Genomic DNA, 16,293 nt, shown 5'->3' on the forward strand with positions numbered 1-16,293 from the left:
GTTTATCTGCGCGACGAATAAATTGCAAATATCCGCATGACAGATATTTTCCGGATATTCGCCACGCGAATATTTGCCAAATATTCGCACGGCGAATAAAATGCACTTATTCGTTTGACGGATATTTAGCCATGCTGCATCTCATCGCCACGCCGGATCAAATCGCCCAACTGCTTGCTGCAAGCCGCCGGCAAGCGGGTCTTACGCAGGCCGAAGCCGCCGCGCGTGTCGGCGTGAGTCAAAGCCGCATTTCAGCGTGGGAAACCGACGCCGCCGCGCTGACGGTCGCGCAGTTGCTATCGCTGTGCGGTGCGTATGGGTTGCAGTTGCAGCTGCGTGACAAGAACCAGCCGGGGTCCGAACCGGCGCTTTCCACCGAATGGTAAGCATGGCCCGCTCGACCCACTCACGCGTGCTTTCCGTCTGGGCGAACGGCGAACGCGTCGGCGTCTGGCGCCTTCCGGCCCGCGGTCCGATGGAATTTTCTTACGACGCCGCATGGATCGGCTCGCCCGCCGGCCGGCCGCTGTCGCTCTCGCTGCCTTTCATGCCCGGCAACCTCGCGCACAAAGGGCCGCGGGTGCTCAACTACTTCGACAACCTGCTGCCCGACAGCGACATCATCAGAAAACGTATCGCTCAGCGCTACAGGACCGAAACACTGGACGCCTTCGATCTGCTGCAAGCCATCGGCCGCGACTGCGTGGGCGCCGTCCAGTTGCTGCCCGAAGACGACGCGCCGGTGGGCGTGGACCGCATCGAGGGCACGCCGCTGACCGATGCCGAAATCGAGACCATGCTGACACGCACCGTCACCGCCCCCGCGCTCGGCGCAACAGAGGAAAGCGACGATTTCCGTATTTCGCTCGCCGGGGCACAGGAGAAAACCGCGCTGCTGTGGCACGACGAACAATGGAAACGGCCGCACGGCGCCACGCCCACCACGCATATCTTCAAGCTGCCGCTCGGACTCGTCGGCAACAAGCTGGCGGATCTGAGCACCTCGGTCGAAAACGAATGGTTGTGCCTGCGCATACTGCGCGCTTACGGCTTGCCGGTAGCGAACACGGAAATCGTGACGTTTGGCAAGCAACGCGTGCTGAGCGTCGAGCGTTTCGACCGGCAACTGCATTCGAGCGGCCAATGGCTGCTGCGCCTGCCTCAGGAAGACTTTTGCCAGGTGTACGGCGTGCCTTCGCATCGCAAGTACGAGAACGAAGGCGGTCCGGGCGTGCTCGATCTAGCGCGCGTTCTGCAGCAGTCGGTCGCGGCCGCGCAAGACATCGAAACTCTGCTCGCGAGCCAGATTCTCTTCTGGATGCTCGCCGCGCCGGACGGCCACGCGAAAAATTTCAGCATTCGCCTGCTGGCGGGCGGCCAATACCGGCTGACGCCGCTCTACGACGTCATGTCGATCTGGCCGGTGGAAGGCAGCGGCCCTAACCAATGGTCGTGGTTCAAGGCGCGCCTCGCAATGGGCATGTGGTCGCGCAGCAAGCACGACGCTTTTCGCGACGTGCAGCGGCGCCACTTCAACACAATGGCGCTCAAGTGCTCGTATGGCGCGAGCGCCGAACCGCTGATCGAGCACCTGATCGGGCAGACGCCGAACGTGATCGAACAGGTCTCGGCGGAACTACCCGAACGATTTCCTGGCAAGGTCGCCGAGCGGATCTTCAAGGGCCTGCGGAACTCGGCCGCGAAACTCGCAAAGATGCCGGCGAACTGACAGCGCCTAGGGCGCTCGGTGGATACAGCCCGGTTTCATCGGTAAAATGTGTTTTACGCGCTACACATAATGGGTGCGCGAGTATGACCGTTAAGTCTGTCGGATTTCCGGCTTTCTCTGACAGAGGCAAGCGGCGCCTTTACAAAAACCCTGACCGCGATGTTTTTACGGTACATTTGCTGTCCCCCGCGTACTGCTTTGCCCTGTGTCCATGATGCACGGCCGCGTTACGCCTGCCGTATCGCCCCCCACAGCCCTTTAAGACGGCGGATTTTCACGCAGTATGACCAACGAAACACACTCACCAGACTCCATCGCAGTCGCCGAGCGCGTGCGCGAGTTGATGAGCCGGCATGGAATCGGCAAGCGACAGCAAACCACAGAACTTTGCCGCATCCTCGATCTGAGTTTTTCGCAGGGGCACCGCAAGCTGCGCGGCAATAGCCCGTGGACCTTGTCGCAAATCAAGAAGGTCGCCGAGGTGTACGGCGAGCCCGCCGCGCAACTGTTCGGCGCTCAATCGCTCGACCCAGGCATGGTCGGCGCGATTGCGCAGGAGGCCATGTTCTGCGTCGGCGCAATCGAGCTGCCGTGCACCGCCTGGGTCGGCGCCGCGCTCGAACCGGGCAGCCGGCCGGAGTTCGTCGCGTACTCGAAGCTCGGCCAGTGGCGCGTCGCGCGTCACGACGGCGCGCTCTACCAAAGCGCCTATGAAGTCCACAAGATCGAGATTTATCCGCGCCGCGCGGAAACGGACAAGCCGACCATCGCCGTTGTCGACGACGATCAGGCAAGCGCCGACAATCTGCGCGATTATCTCGAGCGCAGCGGCTTCACCGCAGTGGCGATCTACGGCCTTTCGGCTTTCGCCGAACAGTTGCAAACCCAGGTGTTCGACGGCATCGTGATCGACTGGCTGTTCGGCTCGCAGACCTCGGCGGCCGCGATTCGCGCGGTGCGCGCGTCGGAAAATCCCGATGCGCCGATCTTCGTTCTGACCGGCGAATTGCTGACCGGCAAGGCGAGCGAATCGGAGATCAGCCAGGTGATCCGCAACTACGACGTCGCCTGCTACGAAAAGCCCGCGCGCATGGCGATTCTGGTGGCCGATCTGTCCAAGCGGCTGAACCGGCCGTGAACGGGTCCTGAACCGGCCAGCGCTGTCTTAGACGGTATGCCGCGAAGCGAGCGCGCGCTGCAATGCGTTGCGCAAATCCCCGTAATGTACCGGCTTTAATAACGCCTCGAAGAACGGCAGCGTGCCGTTCTCTGTCCCGCCGTCCTGCCCCGCGCCGGCCTCCGGCGCATAAGCGCTGACCACGATCACCGGCACGCCCGACGACGGCCCGCCGCGCGCAGCCAGATCCGCGAGAAACGCGTAGCCGTCGCGCTCGGGCATATGCAGATCGAGCAGCACGACATCGCAACGGTGCGCATCGAGCCACGCGAGAGCATCGTCCGCATTGGCGACCGCGTGCGCGTCGAACTCCATATGCGCGACCATTTCGCTGAGCGACTCGCGCATCAGCCGGTTATCATCGACGATCAGCACGCTGGGCCGCGCGCCGCCCGGCTCGGCCTGCGCAGTGACGCCCGGCGGCTGCGCAAGCGCGACCGGCGTAACAGGAATCGTCACGGTGAAAGTGGTGCCCTCGCCCACCATGCTCGACACTTCGACACTGCCGCCAAACAACCTCACGAGTCCCTGCACGATGGCGAGTCCCATGCCCGCGCCTTCAAAGCGGCGCGTGCGCGAACTGTCCAGCTGCGTGAACTCTTCGAAGATCAGCGGAATCTGCGCCGGCGGCACGCCAGGTCCCGTGTCGCTCACTATGAAGCTCAGCAGCGCCGGCCGCTGCATCAGCTTCACGCGCACCGAGCCGCGTTCCGTATAACGGATCGCGTTGGTGACGAGGTTATTGACGATCTGACGAATGCGGTGCGGGTCCGAATCGACGAGCCCGCTCGCGCCGCTCACCTCGCTCTCGAGCTTCAGCCCTCGCGCGGCGGCGGACATTGCATGTTCGTCGACGATCGACGCCAGCAGTTCGCGCGGCTCGAAATGCTCATGGCGCAGTTCGAGCTTGCCCGCGCCGAGGCGCGCGTAATCGGTCAGGTCCTTCATCTGCGCTTCGAGATGCCGCGCCGCGGTTTCGAGCCGCTGAATCACCTTGCGATCGGCTTCCGAGTGATAGTTGAATCCAAGCAACTCGATCGACGAGACAATCGCATGCAACGGCGTGCGCAGCTCATGACTGATCATGCCGAGAAACGCGTCTTTCGCGAGGCTCGCCTCGCGCGCCGCGCGGCTCGCCTCGTGCTCGGCTTCGAGCGCCGCGTGCTGCTGATGCATGAGTCGCGTGCGACGCCGGCCGTTGACCACGAGCAGCAGTGTCGCCGCAGCGGACAGCAGCAGCAGGATCATGCCGCCCGCAAAAAGCAGCCGGCGTTTGTCGATGAAATCGCGGTTCATGGCTTCGCGGTCGGCGACATCGGCGAAACGGCGGCTCAGCGCGAGATCGTTCACTTCGTTCCAGTGCTGGCGCAATTGCGCGACGATCCGGTTGACCGCGCCTGGATCGCTCGGCAGTGACGCGACCTGCGGAGCCAGGCCGGTCAGCATGCGGTCGAGCGCGTGGATTTCGTCGAGTTGCCGTTGCACCAGCGCGACTTGCGTCGTGAGCCTGAGCGTGGAGCCTTCCATGACGTGCAGTTTCGATTGCAGCAACTGGTAGCGCAACGTGAGCCGCTGATAGTCGTCATCGACGCCGGCCTGGTAGAGCAACAGCTGATTCTCGAAGCGCGCGTAGGCGATTTGCAGTTGCGCCGCGTCCCAATAGAAGCCGTCGTACGAGCCTGTGAGCGACTCGGTCGTGCCCGGATTGAGCAGGTTCGCGTAGAGCAGATAGCCGATCGCGCCCGCGGGCGCGGCGAGCGCAGTGAGCCAGATCAGCACATAAAAAACCCGGCGCCACGGACGGCGCGTTACTTGACTATGAGTGCCTTGATCTGCCATACGAATTTCGAATCGCCCGAAGCGCCCGCGAGTTCATCGGGGAACGCGTCGCGCGGATAGATGAGGAACAGAGGCCCGAAGTCGCTGATCTTCAGGCGCCGGCCGTTCATGCTGTACGCCACCACCACGCCGTAGCGGTCGCAATCCGATACCGGGACCGTGGAGGTGTAGTCGTCGAGCGTACGGATTTCGACTTGCGTGCCGTACGCACCGACCGTCTTCAGAATATCCGCGAGCAGCGGTCCTGTGAAGGTGGAGCGCGGCGTCCAGGTCGTGGCGGTGGTGATCGAGTGGGCCGGCAACGCGAGCAGCTGCGCCTCGGCGAAGCGATAGGAACGGTGCGCCGCGTCGTTCGTCTTGCCGATTTTGCCGGAGACGTCGAGCGAGAGCGCCGTCGCGTCCGTCTGTGCCTGCACGCTCCAGGCAGCCAGCGCGAACATCAACCCCATTGCCCACCGCGCGCGTGCCTGCGCGCCAAATCTGCGTTGCAGTCTTGCAGTCACTTTGGTCATCTGCTTTTTTATTCCGTGGTCTGTTGTTTTTCTTGCGGCGCATCGCCCCGCGTTTGCCGTAACGCGCGCCACCCCGACGCGCGATCGCTGAACGGCATGCATAATATCGTCAAAATTCTTTGCAGGAAAAAACGAAGGCCCACCGCCGCCCTATTTGCCAACGCGCGTCGCGCTTCAGGCGGCGGTCTTCCCACACGCGTTGCGCGACCCCACGAGCGTTATGAACAAGCCGGTTTTGCCCCTCACCTATGAGCAACTCGATCACTGGATCGAATCGCTGCAACCCGCGTTGCTCGCCGAAGGTTTTGCGATGGCAATCGGCATTCTGCGCGGCGGTGCTCCGCTCGCACTGATGGTCTCGCACTCGGCCGGCGCGCCGGTTGCGTTTCTGCGCTATGACCGCATGTCGCGCACAGTGGCGTGGGACTCGACGCTGCCCATCCCGCCCGCCGGTTCGAAGGTTCTGCTGTGCGAGGACATTGCGGGCCGCGGCTTTACGCTCGTGGATTGCCTTGCGTTCCTCAAACAGCATGGCCTCGATGTGAAGACACTGACGGGCGCCGTCGACGACCTGAGCCGCACGCAGCCGGACTATGCAATCGACGCGCGCGGCTACTTCGCGCTATTCCCGTGGGAACGCCAGGCCTACACAGAGCGCTATCGCGACGACTGGGCGCGCGTCGAAGCCGGCGATGCGCCGGCAATGGCAGACGATCACCACTACGCGACTTATGCGATCGACCTCGACGGCATTCTGCTGCCCGACGTGCCGCTCGCGCGCTACGACGAGGATCTCGCCGCGGCGCTGCTCGAACGCGATGCACTGCTGCCGTTCGAAGTGCTACCGGGCATCGACCTCAAGCGCGTTCGCACGATCATCACGGGCCGGCCTGAAATGGACCGCGCGCGCACGCAGGCGTGGCTGGAGCGGCACGGCTTCGGCCACATGCAACTGGTGATGCGCACGCCCGGCATGCACGACGAAAGCCCGGCCGGCGCGGCCGCTCACAAAGCGGCTGCGGCGCTGGCGGGCGGCGTCACGCACTTCGTGGAAAGCGATCCGGTGCAGGCCTTGCTGATCGCGCAGCAGGCGCCGCTATTGCGCGTGATCTGGTGGGACGCGCATACGCGCACCGGCATGCTGGTCGGCGCGCGCGCGTGGGCGTCGGAGTGAGCTTGAGCGCGCGTCACGCTTCGCGCGCTTCCTTGTTCTCCTTTCTCTCCTTGCCGTCGCGCAGATGCAGATGCTGGGCCGCGCGCTGCGAAGCGACGATGATGAGCTTCATCGTTGCCCGCGTGGCGCCGACGAACAGCTTGCGTGCGATACGTTCGTCGAATGCATCGAAGTCGACTTCAGTGAGAATGACGCAGGGGGCCGCCTGACCCTTGAAACGGTAGATCGATTCGAAGAGAACGTCGCCGTCGCGATATTCTGGATTGCCAAACAAATCGTACTTCCCGGTGAAGCTGCGCAGCCGATGCGGGCCGAGATGATCTTGCGCGGTCATCGCGGAGCCTTCGCGTCCGCGAAACGACAGCACCGCAATGTCCTGCTTGCGAAACCCAAGTGACAGAGCCTGCGTGATGGCGCGCTTGGTCGCTTCGATGCTGCCCTCGGCGGCATTCGCTTCGTCGTAGACGGACAACGAAATGTCGGAGCCGTCGAACGGACTACCCGACGACAACGCCGACGCGACCGGCACCGCGGCGCCGACCACATCGCGCACGTAATCGAGAATGTCGCGCGGGCTGCGATAGTTGGTGGTTTCTTTCAGCGTGGTCCAGCCGGGGAGCGCCACCGGTTCGCGCATGTACAGATTCTGCAGCGGATCTTCGAGCCACCACCACGCGCCGCCCGGGCGCAGCAGGCGTTCGAGTGCGGCGACCCACGGCTCCTGGAAATCCTGGCCTTCGTCGACGATCAGCACGTCGAATTGCCAGCGCGCGTCGATCGGCGTTTCCGCAAACATCGCTTCGAGTTGATCGAACACCTGGCCTGACTCGAAATCGGGCTCGCGGCCAGCATCGCGCGCAATCCAGTCGCACAGCTGATGATAGTTGGCGACCTTCGCCTCGGGCGGCGCCACGCGCGCGATATGGTCGGCCAACGGCCGGTTGAAGCACACATATAACGGACGCTGGCCGCGCGCGACGGCGTCTTTCATTACCTGCACCGCCAGTTGCGTCTTGCCGGAGCCGGCCGTGCCGATCACGCGCAGGCGAAACGGCGAGAATTCGAGCCGCCGCGCCCATGTTGCAAGGCCGCCAGCGAGCCGCGTGACAAGCGTGCCCGCCTGGCCGACGAGAGCACTTGCGTCAGGGGTGAGCGCAAGTTCGTCGGCGAGAAAGTGGTGGATTTTCGACGCGCACGGCAGGCGCGGTTCGTCGGCCGGCAACGCTTCGCGAATCACCGCGGCGAGCCGGTCGCGGCGCGTCGCGTCGACGATCCGGGCGGGATTCACGCCGGCAATCGCGGCGTCCTTCACGATATGGTCGGGGCAATACAACAGTTCTTCGACGAAATAGGTGCCCGCGCCGAACGCGGCGGTAAAGCGCCGGTGCAACCCTTCGATGGTATGCGCGAGCGCGATTGCCACATTGCGCTCGGTCTGCAGATAAACCTTGACGAGCCCCTTCGGCGTTTCGCGCAGAAAGCCCGTCTTCTGTTCGACGATCATTACGCGCCCGGCCGGACTGACGATCACGAAGTCGGCCTCGCCGAATACAGAAAAGTTCTGATTGAGCCGCGTCCAGTGCACGCCGTGATAGACCGTGTAATCGTCGGGGAGCGCCTGTTCCAGCAATGCGAGCGTTTCCCGCTCGCGCGACGCCGCGCCGGTGGCGGCGAGGCTCTTCCAGTCGTCGGGGACAATGCGGGCCATGCGGTGCCTCGTCGTATTTCGGTGCGCTCATTGTACGCAACGCATTGAGGAGCGGCCGGCGCTCCGATGTTTCGTTGCGAGGTGGCCGCATTCGCTGCGCGCGCATCAAAACGCATGCGCATCGTGTATCGTTACTGGTTGAACGCCGCGCGCGATGCACGGCTTGCCAACTGTCGACAAAAAAGGATTAACCGGATGATTACGATCTGGGGACGCACGAATTCAGTCAACGTGCAAAAAGTCTTGTGGTGCTGCGATGAACTGGTGCTGCCGTACGAGCGCATCGACGCGGGCATGCAATTCGGCCGCAATAACGAACCCGCGTACCTTTCAATGAACCCGACCGGCAAGATTCCCACGCTGGTCGACGACGACTTCGAACTGTGGGAATCGAACTCGATCCTGCGCTACCTGGCGCTGCAGTACGGCGCGGGCAGTCCGCTGTATCCCGCCGAACCGCGGCTACGCGCGAGCATCGACCGCTGGCTGGACTGGTCGCTGTCCACGCTGCAACCGGCGGAGCGGCCGGTGTTCTGGGCGCTCGTGCGCACGCCGCCCGAACAGCGCGACGCGGCCAGACTGGCCGACGACATCCGCAACGTCACCGCGCTGTGGCAGCTTCTCGACACGCATCTGCAAGGGCGCTTTTTCCTTGAAAGCGACAAGTTCACGCTGGCCGATATCGTGATCGGCGCGTATGCGAAACGCTGGTTCGGCTTGGACGGCGTGGAGCGTCCGCCGTTACCCAATCTGGAGCGCTGGTATTCGCGCATTGCGACGCGCCCGGGCTTCAAGAAATACGTCGACTTTCCGCTCACGTGAACTAGCGCGGCCAGGCGGTGCGCGATCCGCAGCACCGTGGAACCGGTCGGTCGACGTCGCCCGGCATAAGCGCGCCCCGCGCGGCGACGTAAGCCGCCGCGGCGACAGGCGTTGGCCTTGGTTGGCCTTTATAATCGACGCATGAAGAACGCCAAGCCCGCCGCCGCTAACGCTGCAAACTCAGCCAGTCCCGCGCACACGGAGAAAGCCGCTGCTTCCGCGGACGCCCTTGCTCAGTCGCCGGGGCATACGCACGGCGACTCGCCCGAAGCCGCGCTGGCCCTTGCGGAAGAGTATTGCCGCGAACGCGGCGAGAAGCTCACGCCGATCCGCCGCAAAGTGCTCGAATTGCTGCTGAATTCGGGACGCGCCACCAAGGCGTATTCGCTGCTCGACGACATGCGCCAGATTCATCCCGGCTCTGCGCCGCCCACGGTTTATCGTGCGCTCGACTTTCTGCTGTCGGCAGGTCTCGTGCATCGGATCGAATCAATCAATGCATTCACGGTGTGCCACGATCTGACGCAATGCCAGCACGGCATTCTGGTGGTTTGCCAGCAGTGCGGCAACGTCACCGAACTGCATCAGCCGAAGCTGCGCCAGGCGCTCGTCGCGCAAATCGAAGACGCGGGTTACCGGATCGCAAGCGACGAAATCGAACTGAAGGGATTGTGTTCCGCCTGTCAGGCGGCAGAGGCCGCAGAGGCGGCCGCAGCAGCTGCGCCGAAGACGGGATCGACGGCGCCCGTCGCCGCTAAATAGCGGCAATGTGTTGTGGCTGCGGCGCAAAGCTTTTCACGCTTCGCGCCGCGCTGTGACCCGCTCAGCGCGCCCCGCGTGCACCTATGGCGTCGTGCAGCAGAGTCACGAGAGCTTCCGGTAACGCCGGTTTGGTCATGAAATGCTGGAAGCCTTCGCCGATACTTCGCAGACGGTAGGCGTCGTCTGTATGCCCCGTCAGCGCCACCGCGACCGAAGGCGCGTGATCGCCGCGTATCTCGTGATCACGCAGCCGCTGGATCAGGTAGAAGCCGTCCATGGCAGGCAGTTCGAGGTCGCATACCACCGCATCCGGCAGCAGCCGGACGGCGGCTTCGACACCCTCTTCCGCATCCGCCACGGCAACGACGTTTGCCCCTTCCGCTTCCAGCAACAAGGTCAGCGATTCCCGGCTGTCCGGGTCGTCTTCTACGAGCACGATCGTGGCCTGATCGAGTCTCAATGCTCCGTTCATTTTCTGTTGTTGCTCTAAAAATCCGGTTAGGCCGTCAGGCTTGGCCAACGTGTCGCCCTGCTGGGAGGCTTGCTTGCCGCCGATTTGCGCGGCCGCGATATTGCTGTTCATGATTCCGACTCGAATTCATGTGCCGAGTTGCAAAAAAGGCCCACGATTGTAGACATGGCCCCATGCAACGCGCGCACAGTAACGCGCCAAAATTGCACGCCAATGAAAAAACGGCTCCCGGCGTCCATCTCCGCGGCGACCGGTGCCGACACCCGATTCGCCGCGGCGGCACGTGCATTGATTGCTGTCACTTGCCGCCGGCGCCTTTTCTTCACTCCTGCCGATTTCTTCAGCGACGCCGGCAACCCGTTGCACGGCGTTCGCATTTACCCCCTGAGTAGCACGTTGTGTGCCGCGCATCGCATGCCGTGCAGGAGATGGACCGCATCGGTTAGCCGGGTATCTTCGGACTAATGCCCTGTACGAGAAGCGCCACCGCGTGGCGCGCGATCTCGTCGCCACCGATCAGGCGACGTTTGGGATCGCGGCGCCATAGCTTCGACGTGGCCAGGGGCAGTAGCGTCAAGCCGAGCAGCGTGACGAACATCAGCGACGGCTCGAGCGCCGGGTTCAAACGCCCTTCCTTTTGCCATCGCTCAACGGTGGCAAGCGACGTCTTCTGATTTGCGTCCCCGGAACGCTCCCGCATGCGCTGACGCAGCAGGCCGCTATCGCTAATTACTTCGCGCACCCATAACGACGGAAACCACGGCCGCTCGACCGCCGCCTGCACCATGCGCTCCGCGAGTTGCATGATCGCCGCGACGGGATCGTCGGCATGCTCCTGGAACGGCGGCGGCGGTCTGCTTGTCGTGACAATGGCCGCAATCGCCGACGTCATTCCGCCCGCGGAGCGCGGCCGCTATCAAGGCGTGTTCGGCGGCGTGTTCGGTCTCGCAACCGTAGTCGGTTCGCTGCTCGGCGGCTTTCTTGTCGAACACCTTACGTGGCGCTGGATTTTCTATATCAACCTGCCGCTTGGCATCGTCTCGCTTGCTGTGATCGGCGCGGTCTTCAAGCCGCATCTGCAGCACGTGAAGCACACCATTGACTATATGGGCGCTGCGTTTCTTGCTGGCGCGCTCACCTGCGTCATTCTGTTCACGAGCCAGGGCGGCACGATCTTGCCGTGGTCGTCGCCGCAATTGTGGATCACGCTTGGCATGGGGCTCGTTGCGATCCGGGGTTTCATCCACGAAGAACGCAGCGCGCCTGAACCGATCATGCCGCTCGAACTTTTCAGGCAGCGCACGTTTTTGCTGAGCAGTCTGATCGGCTTCATCGTGGGCGTGTCGATGTTCGGCTCCGTCACGTTTTTGCCTCTCTATCTGCAGGTGGTCAAGGGCTCCACGCCGACACAAGCCGGCATGCAGATGCTGCCGATGATGGGCGGCCTCTTCATCATATCGATGGTGACAGGTCGCCTGATCACCAAAATTGGCCGTTATCGCATGTTCCCTATTGCCGGCACCTTGCTCGTGGCGATCGCCATGTTGCTGCTCGCGCGCCTGCAGATCGACACACCGATTCATGTGATGTATCTCGACATGGGCGTGCTCGGTTGCGGTCTCGGCATGGTGATGCAGGTGCTCATTCTCGCCGTGCAGAACACCGTCGAGTTCAAGCATATGGGTGTGGCCACATCGGGCGCCACGCTGTTTCGTTCGATGGGCGGGTCGATCGGTGTGGCCGCGTTCGGCGCCGTGTTCTCCAACGGCCTTGCCGCGCGGCTCGAAAAGCTGATCTCACCGGACACGGAATTGCCGCACGCACTCGGGCCCGCCGCGATCCGCCATTTGCCTGACGCATTGCGCGCCGACTATCTGCAAGCATTCACCGGTGCGTTGCATACGGTGTATCTGTCCGCGGCGTGTGTCGTACTCGTCGCATTCGTGCTCGCATGGCTGCTCAAGGACCATCCGTTGCGTCAGCATTGAAGCGTCGCACTTCGTCGCCGCCTCATGGAAATAGTGATTGCGTGCGCCCGAAATTCGTCTGCGAAATGCGCGCCCTACCACAAAAAGAATCGCGCGCGTTCGTCCTCACGGTGTGCACGATCATTCGTCCTACCTGGTAATGTGCGCTAGCGCACACAACATAGGGTCGATCGTCCATTGACGTCCGTCTCGAAACGCCACATATTGAAACGGACGGCATGCAAGCATCGCTCGCTTGCCTGCCCGGACTCTCTGGCGCATGTAGATCGTGGTTTCCGCGGATACCCATACCGCTTCAAACGCGATCGGGAGCATGCCGTAACGGCATTGTTTTCCTCAGTTGGAGCCATAGCATGTCCACTCAAACCTTAGCCGGCGATCGCTTTCCGACGCCCTGCAAACAATGTGGCGGTGCCCTCTACCGGCGAGTGGACCATTGCCCGTATTGCGGCTCGGTTCATCCGCTCGATGCCGACGCACGCGCACCTGCACGCAGCGCGCTGCACGAGAGTCGAACCAGCACGATGAGCATGTCGACGTTGCACGACGGCTTCGGCGCGCCGGCGCTCAACGAGCCCGACTTCCCTGGCGGCGCGCTGCACGCCGGCCTCAATCTCGCCCCGGCAGGCGCGCTTCAGGCGTCGTCTTCGTCGCTACTCTCGCCCGACACGCCGCTGCTGCCCGTCGCCGATCCTGCCGAACTCACGCATCACGCGGGTCTGCGCATGCGCCACGCGCTGCTCGCGAGCGCGACCATTGTCGCCGCGGGCCTGGCGTATGTCGGCTATGCGCTATTCAACGACAGCCGCGACTTGCATTACAGCAACGGCGAGCAATCCGCAGAGACCGCCCACAACGCCAGAACGACAACGGGTACCATCGCGCGATACTCGCCCGATCAGGCAGCCGACTCGCGCCTCGCGGCAATGCCCGGCAAATCCACCGGCACGGACGGCGTGCGAAACACCGTACAGGCAATACCGGCCACTGTACCGATAGCGGTGGTTTCAGCGAAACCGGCCACACCGCAATTCCGCGACGCCGCGCAAGCCCTGCGGGCGGCTCGCGCCGCGTTGCACGCCAACGATCTGAGCGCGGCGCAAGCGGCGCTCGGCGCAGTGCAATCGCTGCAACCCGACAGCAGCGAAGCGCAAAGTCTCGCCGCCGAATTGAAGCCTTTGACCGCGCGCCGCGACGCCGCGTTGCTGGCGGCGCAGATGTGCGCCGATCAGCAAACGTGGCCGTGCGCACGTGAGCATGCGAATGAGGCTCTCGCGCTAGACACCGGCAACGACGCGGCAAAGACGATCCTCGAGCGGGTGATTCGGGAAACCGGCTGGGCGCCGCTCAATTCACAGACAACGACCACCGCGAAGCTGCTGCGGCAGCCCCCCGTCCAATAGTTCGGATACCGAATCTAACGGCCGAAAACTTGCCAACCTGACCCGATAGGTGCAGACCATGCTAAAGAGACTCCTGACGGGATGGCTGGGAGCGATGCTGCTGATCACGTCTTCGCTGCTGAGTGCCGAACCCGCGCACTACAAGATCGTCACCGGCCCGGAACGCGGCACGTACATTCAAATCGGTCAGGACCTGTCGAAATGGGTCGCCCAGCCGGCGGGCATCGATCTCACCGTGGTCGCGTCGAAGGGGTCTGCGGAGAACGTGCAGCGCATGCGCTTCGAGCCCGGCGTGAAACTCGCGCTGGTGCAGTCCGACGTGTATCAGGCCTACGTCGACATGGCCAACTCAGGCAATCCCGACGCGGGTACGGCGATCCGCCCTCTGCGCCTCATCATGCCGCTCTACGACGAAGAGATTAACGTCGTCGTGCGCGCGGATTCGCCGCTCAAAAGTTTAGGCGACATCAGGGACAAGACCATCAGCGTCGGTCTGCTCGGCAGCGGGACCGCGCAATCGGCGACTACCCTGTATCGCCTGATGTTCGGTCAGGCCATTCCCGAACAGAACATCCAGCACCTGAGCAACGAAGATGCACTTGCCGCATTGATCGTCAAGAAAGTGGACGTCGCAATCATCGTGGTCGGCCAGCCGGCAAAACTGTTCAACGATATGAACCCGGAACTGCTACAGCAGATCCGTCTGCTGAAAGCGGAGCCCACGGCACCCGAAACCGTTCGCGCGAAGCAGACCTATTTCCCCGCCACGATCCGTGCAAGCAGCTATCCGAACTGGCTGAAAGAAGACGTGCCGACGCTGACGGTCAAGGCCTTCCTCGTCACCTATGACTATGGTCTGCGCGATACCGTCGGCAACCTGAATCATTTCGCCGACTCGCTATGCGCGAACTTCGACAATCTGCAGGAGCACGGCCATCCGAAATGGAAGCAGGTCAAGCTGGAATTGCCCAGCCTCGTGCGCGGCTGGAAATATTACCCGCCGGTCGAGAAGCATTTACGCGCGTGTGTTGCGAACCGAAGCGCAGGCATCAACACCGCCCCGGCTCAGGTCGCGGAAAAGCCGCGCACCAATTGCACGAATCAGGAGCGCCTGCTTCTGCTGTGCAAGTAAATGCATGCGAGTGCGGAGCGCTAACGCATATGTGAGCGCTCCTCCCGCGATCACGCCCGCTTGCGCTCGCCGGATGCGGCAGCGCTTTCCATTGCGCGCTGCAAGGCCTCGTACACTTTCGGCCGGTTGCATTGCGACACGTTAAAGCGAAGGTAACCCGCCGCCGACTGCGAGACGCTGAATACATTGCCCGGCGCGAACACGACATCTGCGCCTAACGCATGGCGTGCGATGTCGGCGGCATCGAGGGAATCGGGCAAACGCGCCCACACGAACATGCCCGCACGCGGCTGCGTCCATACATCGAGGCCCGCGTAGCCCAGGCGGCGCATGGTCTCGCCCATCGCGTCCGCGAGCTTCGCGCGCATCGACTCGAGATGACGCCGGTAAGTGCCGTCCATCAGCAACCGATGCACGACGCTCGCCGTGAGTTGCCCATTGCCGAACGACGTGGCGAGTTTCAGGTCGATCAGCGGCTCGATCCATTCGGCACGTGCGGCGATAAAGCCGCAACGCGCCGCCGCGGAAAGCGTCTTCGAAAAGCTGCCAATGGACACCACGCGCGTGAGCCCGTCGAAGGCGGCAAGACGCGGCGCGGCTTCGTCTTCGAAGTCCGCGAAGATATCGTCCTCGACAACGATCAGACCGTGTTCGCCGGCCAGCTTCAGCAGCCGATGCGCGACCGCCGGCGCGAGCGTCGCGCCGGTGGGGTTATGAATCGCGGAATTGGTCACATAGAGCCGCGGACGATGCTCGATCAGCGCCCGCTCGAAGGCCGCGAGGTCCGGGCCCGACGGCGTATAAGGCACGCCGACGATACGCGCGCGATGCGCCCGCAACAGCGCCTGGAAGTTGAAATAGCACGGGTCGTCGATCAGAACCGTGTCCCCCGGTTCGAGCAGAAAGCGGCACACGAGGTCGAGCGCGTGCGTGCCGCCGTCGGTCAGGACGATCTGTTCAGGCGGCGCTTCCACGCCATGCTGCGCGAGGCGCCAGGCAAGCTGCTGACGCAGCGCGGGCAAGCCATACGGGTTCGCATAATCGGCGAGCGGCGACTGCGGATCGCGCGCTATGGCCCGCAACGCGCGGCGCACGCCGTCCTCAGGCAGCCAGGAGGCCGGCATCCAGCCGCAACCCGGCTTCAGCACCTTGGAGCCAGGCTGCAGCGACTGGCGCGTGAGCCACAGCGGATCCACCTCGCGATCGAGACGCGGCCCGAGATCGGCGAGCGCGAGCGGCGGTGCATGGCCTGAAACGAAAAATCCCGAGCCGCGCCGGGCCACGATCGCGCCTTCGGCAACGAGCCGGTCATACGCCTCCACCACCGTCGACTTCGACACACCGAGCGTTTCGGTCATGACGCGGATCGACGGCACGCGCGAGCCCGGCATCAGCGAGCGGCTTGCAATGCGTTCGCGCAGATGGTTCATGACGATGCCTACACGCGTGCCTTGCGGTTTCTCAATCCCTTGCATATGCCCACCTTGCTCCATCTGTACTGCTCCTTAGTCGGTACAGTTTGCGTGAATTGTACTGATCCGTAGCTTAACCTTTCCGCGCGGGAAGCGGATGCTA

Annotated in this window: 13 protein-coding genes and 2 pseudogenes; 9 read left to right on the forward strand and 6 right to left on the reverse strand. The window is 63.2% G+C overall.

Features of this window, described 5'->3' with window-relative positions:
• Nucleotides 1-131: 131 nt before the first annotated feature.
• The 3 genes from RW095_RS09160 to RW095_RS09170 all read left to right on the forward strand — a co-directional run bounded on the left by RW095_RS09160 (nucleotide 132) and on the right by RW095_RS09170 (nucleotide 2,867).
• Nucleotides 132-386, forward strand: coding sequence for a helix-turn-helix domain-containing protein (locus RW095_RS09160; protein WP_128590615.1), 255 nt, complete (start codon nucleotides 132-134; stop codon nucleotides 384-386).
• A gap of 2 nt (nucleotides 387-388) precedes the next feature.
• Entirely contained in the window at nucleotides 389-1,729 is a 1,341-nt protein-coding gene (locus RW095_RS09165; protein WP_317018611.1) for a type II toxin-antitoxin system HipA family toxin, read from the forward strand.
• Nucleotides 1,730-2,012: 283 nt separating this feature from the next.
• Nucleotides 2,013-2,867 (forward strand): helix-turn-helix domain-containing protein, encoded by an 855-nt coding sequence (locus RW095_RS09170; protein WP_317018612.1) that lies wholly within the window; start codon nucleotides 2,013-2,015, stop codon nucleotides 2,865-2,867.
• Between the two features lie 27 nt (nucleotides 2,868-2,894).
• On the opposite strand, the gene RW095_RS09175 is transcribed toward RW095_RS09170, so the two are convergent.
• Nucleotides 2,895-4,745: an ATP-binding response regulator gene (locus RW095_RS09175; RefSeq protein WP_317018613.1), complete on the reverse strand. Its 1,851-nt coding sequence runs from the start codon at nucleotides 4,743-4,745 to the stop codon at nucleotides 2,895-2,897.
• Nucleotides 4,715-5,257, reverse strand: coding sequence for a molybdopterin-dependent oxidoreductase (locus RW095_RS09180; RefSeq protein WP_317018614.1), 543 nt, complete (start codon nucleotides 5,255-5,257; stop codon nucleotides 4,715-4,717). Before RW095_RS09180 ends, RW095_RS09175 begins: the two co-directional genes overlap by 31 nt.
• 220 nt (nucleotides 5,258-5,477) lie before the next feature.
• Here RW095_RS09180 and RW095_RS09185 point away from each other — a divergent pair, with 220 nt between their 5' ends.
• The gene (locus tag RW095_RS09185) at nucleotides 5,478-6,431 is read left to right on the forward strand and encodes a phosphoribosyltransferase (protein ID WP_317018615.1); all 954 of its coding nucleotides are present in this window, start codon (nucleotides 5,478-5,480) and stop codon (nucleotides 6,429-6,431) included.
• Nucleotides 6,432-6,444: 13 nt separating this feature from the next.
• Here RW095_RS09185 and RW095_RS09190 read toward each other — a convergent pair whose 3' ends face one another.
• Nucleotides 6,445-8,139, reverse strand: coding sequence for an ATP-binding domain-containing protein (locus tag RW095_RS09190; RefSeq protein WP_317018616.1), 1,695 nt, complete (start codon nucleotides 8,137-8,139; stop codon nucleotides 6,445-6,447).
• Nucleotides 8,140-8,334: 195 nt separating this feature from the next.
• Here RW095_RS09190 and RW095_RS09195 point away from each other — a divergent pair, with 195 nt between their 5' ends.
• Both RW095_RS09195 and RW095_RS09200 read left to right on the forward strand, forming a co-directional pair.
• Entirely contained in the window at nucleotides 8,335-8,961 is a 627-nt protein-coding gene (locus RW095_RS09195; RefSeq protein WP_317018618.1) for a glutathione S-transferase family protein, read from the forward strand.
• A gap of 141 nt (nucleotides 8,962-9,102) precedes the next feature.
• A complete protein-coding gene (locus RW095_RS09200; RefSeq protein WP_317018619.1) occupies nucleotides 9,103-9,723 on the forward strand; it encodes a Fur family transcriptional regulator in 621 nt (206 codons plus the stop codon).
• A 61-nt stretch (nucleotides 9,724-9,784) separates the two neighbouring features.
• Here RW095_RS09200 and RW095_RS09205 read toward each other — a convergent pair whose 3' ends face one another.
• Nucleotides 9,785-10,306: a response regulator gene (locus RW095_RS09205; protein ID WP_317018621.1), complete on the reverse strand. Its 522-nt coding sequence runs from the start codon at nucleotides 10,304-10,306 to the stop codon at nucleotides 9,785-9,787.
• A 331-nt stretch (nucleotides 10,307-10,637) separates the two neighbouring features.
• Nucleotides 10,638-11,039: pseudogene (locus tag RW095_RS09210) on the reverse strand (TetR family transcriptional regulator C-terminal domain-containing protein); the annotation flags it as partial.
• On the opposite strand from RW095_RS09210, the pseudogene RW095_RS09215 reads away from it, so the two are divergent.
• The 3 genes and pseudogenes from RW095_RS09215 to RW095_RS09225 form a co-directional block, all read left to right on the forward strand.
• Nucleotides 11,038-12,183, forward strand: a pseudogene (locus RW095_RS09215) (MFS transporter); the annotation flags it as partial. The pseudogenes RW095_RS09210 and RW095_RS09215 overlap by 2 nt on opposite strands.
• A gap of 353 nt (nucleotides 12,184-12,536) precedes the next feature.
• Nucleotides 12,537-13,586, forward strand: coding sequence for a hypothetical protein (locus RW095_RS09220; RefSeq protein WP_317018622.1), 1,050 nt, complete (start codon nucleotides 12,537-12,539; stop codon nucleotides 13,584-13,586).
• Between the two features lie 58 nt (nucleotides 13,587-13,644).
• A complete protein-coding gene (locus RW095_RS09225) occupies nucleotides 13,645-14,718 on the forward strand; it encodes a TAXI family TRAP transporter solute-binding subunit (RefSeq protein WP_317018624.1) in 1,074 nt (357 codons plus the stop codon).
• 50 nt (nucleotides 14,719-14,768) lie between these two features.
• Here RW095_RS09225 and RW095_RS09230 read toward each other — a convergent pair whose 3' ends face one another.
• Nucleotides 14,769-16,211 (reverse strand): aminotransferase-like domain-containing protein, encoded by a 1,443-nt coding sequence (locus tag RW095_RS09230; protein WP_317018625.1) that lies wholly within the window; start codon nucleotides 16,209-16,211, stop codon nucleotides 14,769-14,771.
• Nucleotides 16,212-16,293 lie beyond the last annotated feature (82 nt).

Origin of the sequence: Paraburkholderia kirstenboschensis (assembly GCF_032806925.1) — a bacterium.
GTDB lineage: Bacteria > Pseudomonadota > Gammaproteobacteria > Burkholderiales > Burkholderiaceae > Paraburkholderia > Paraburkholderia kirstenboschensis.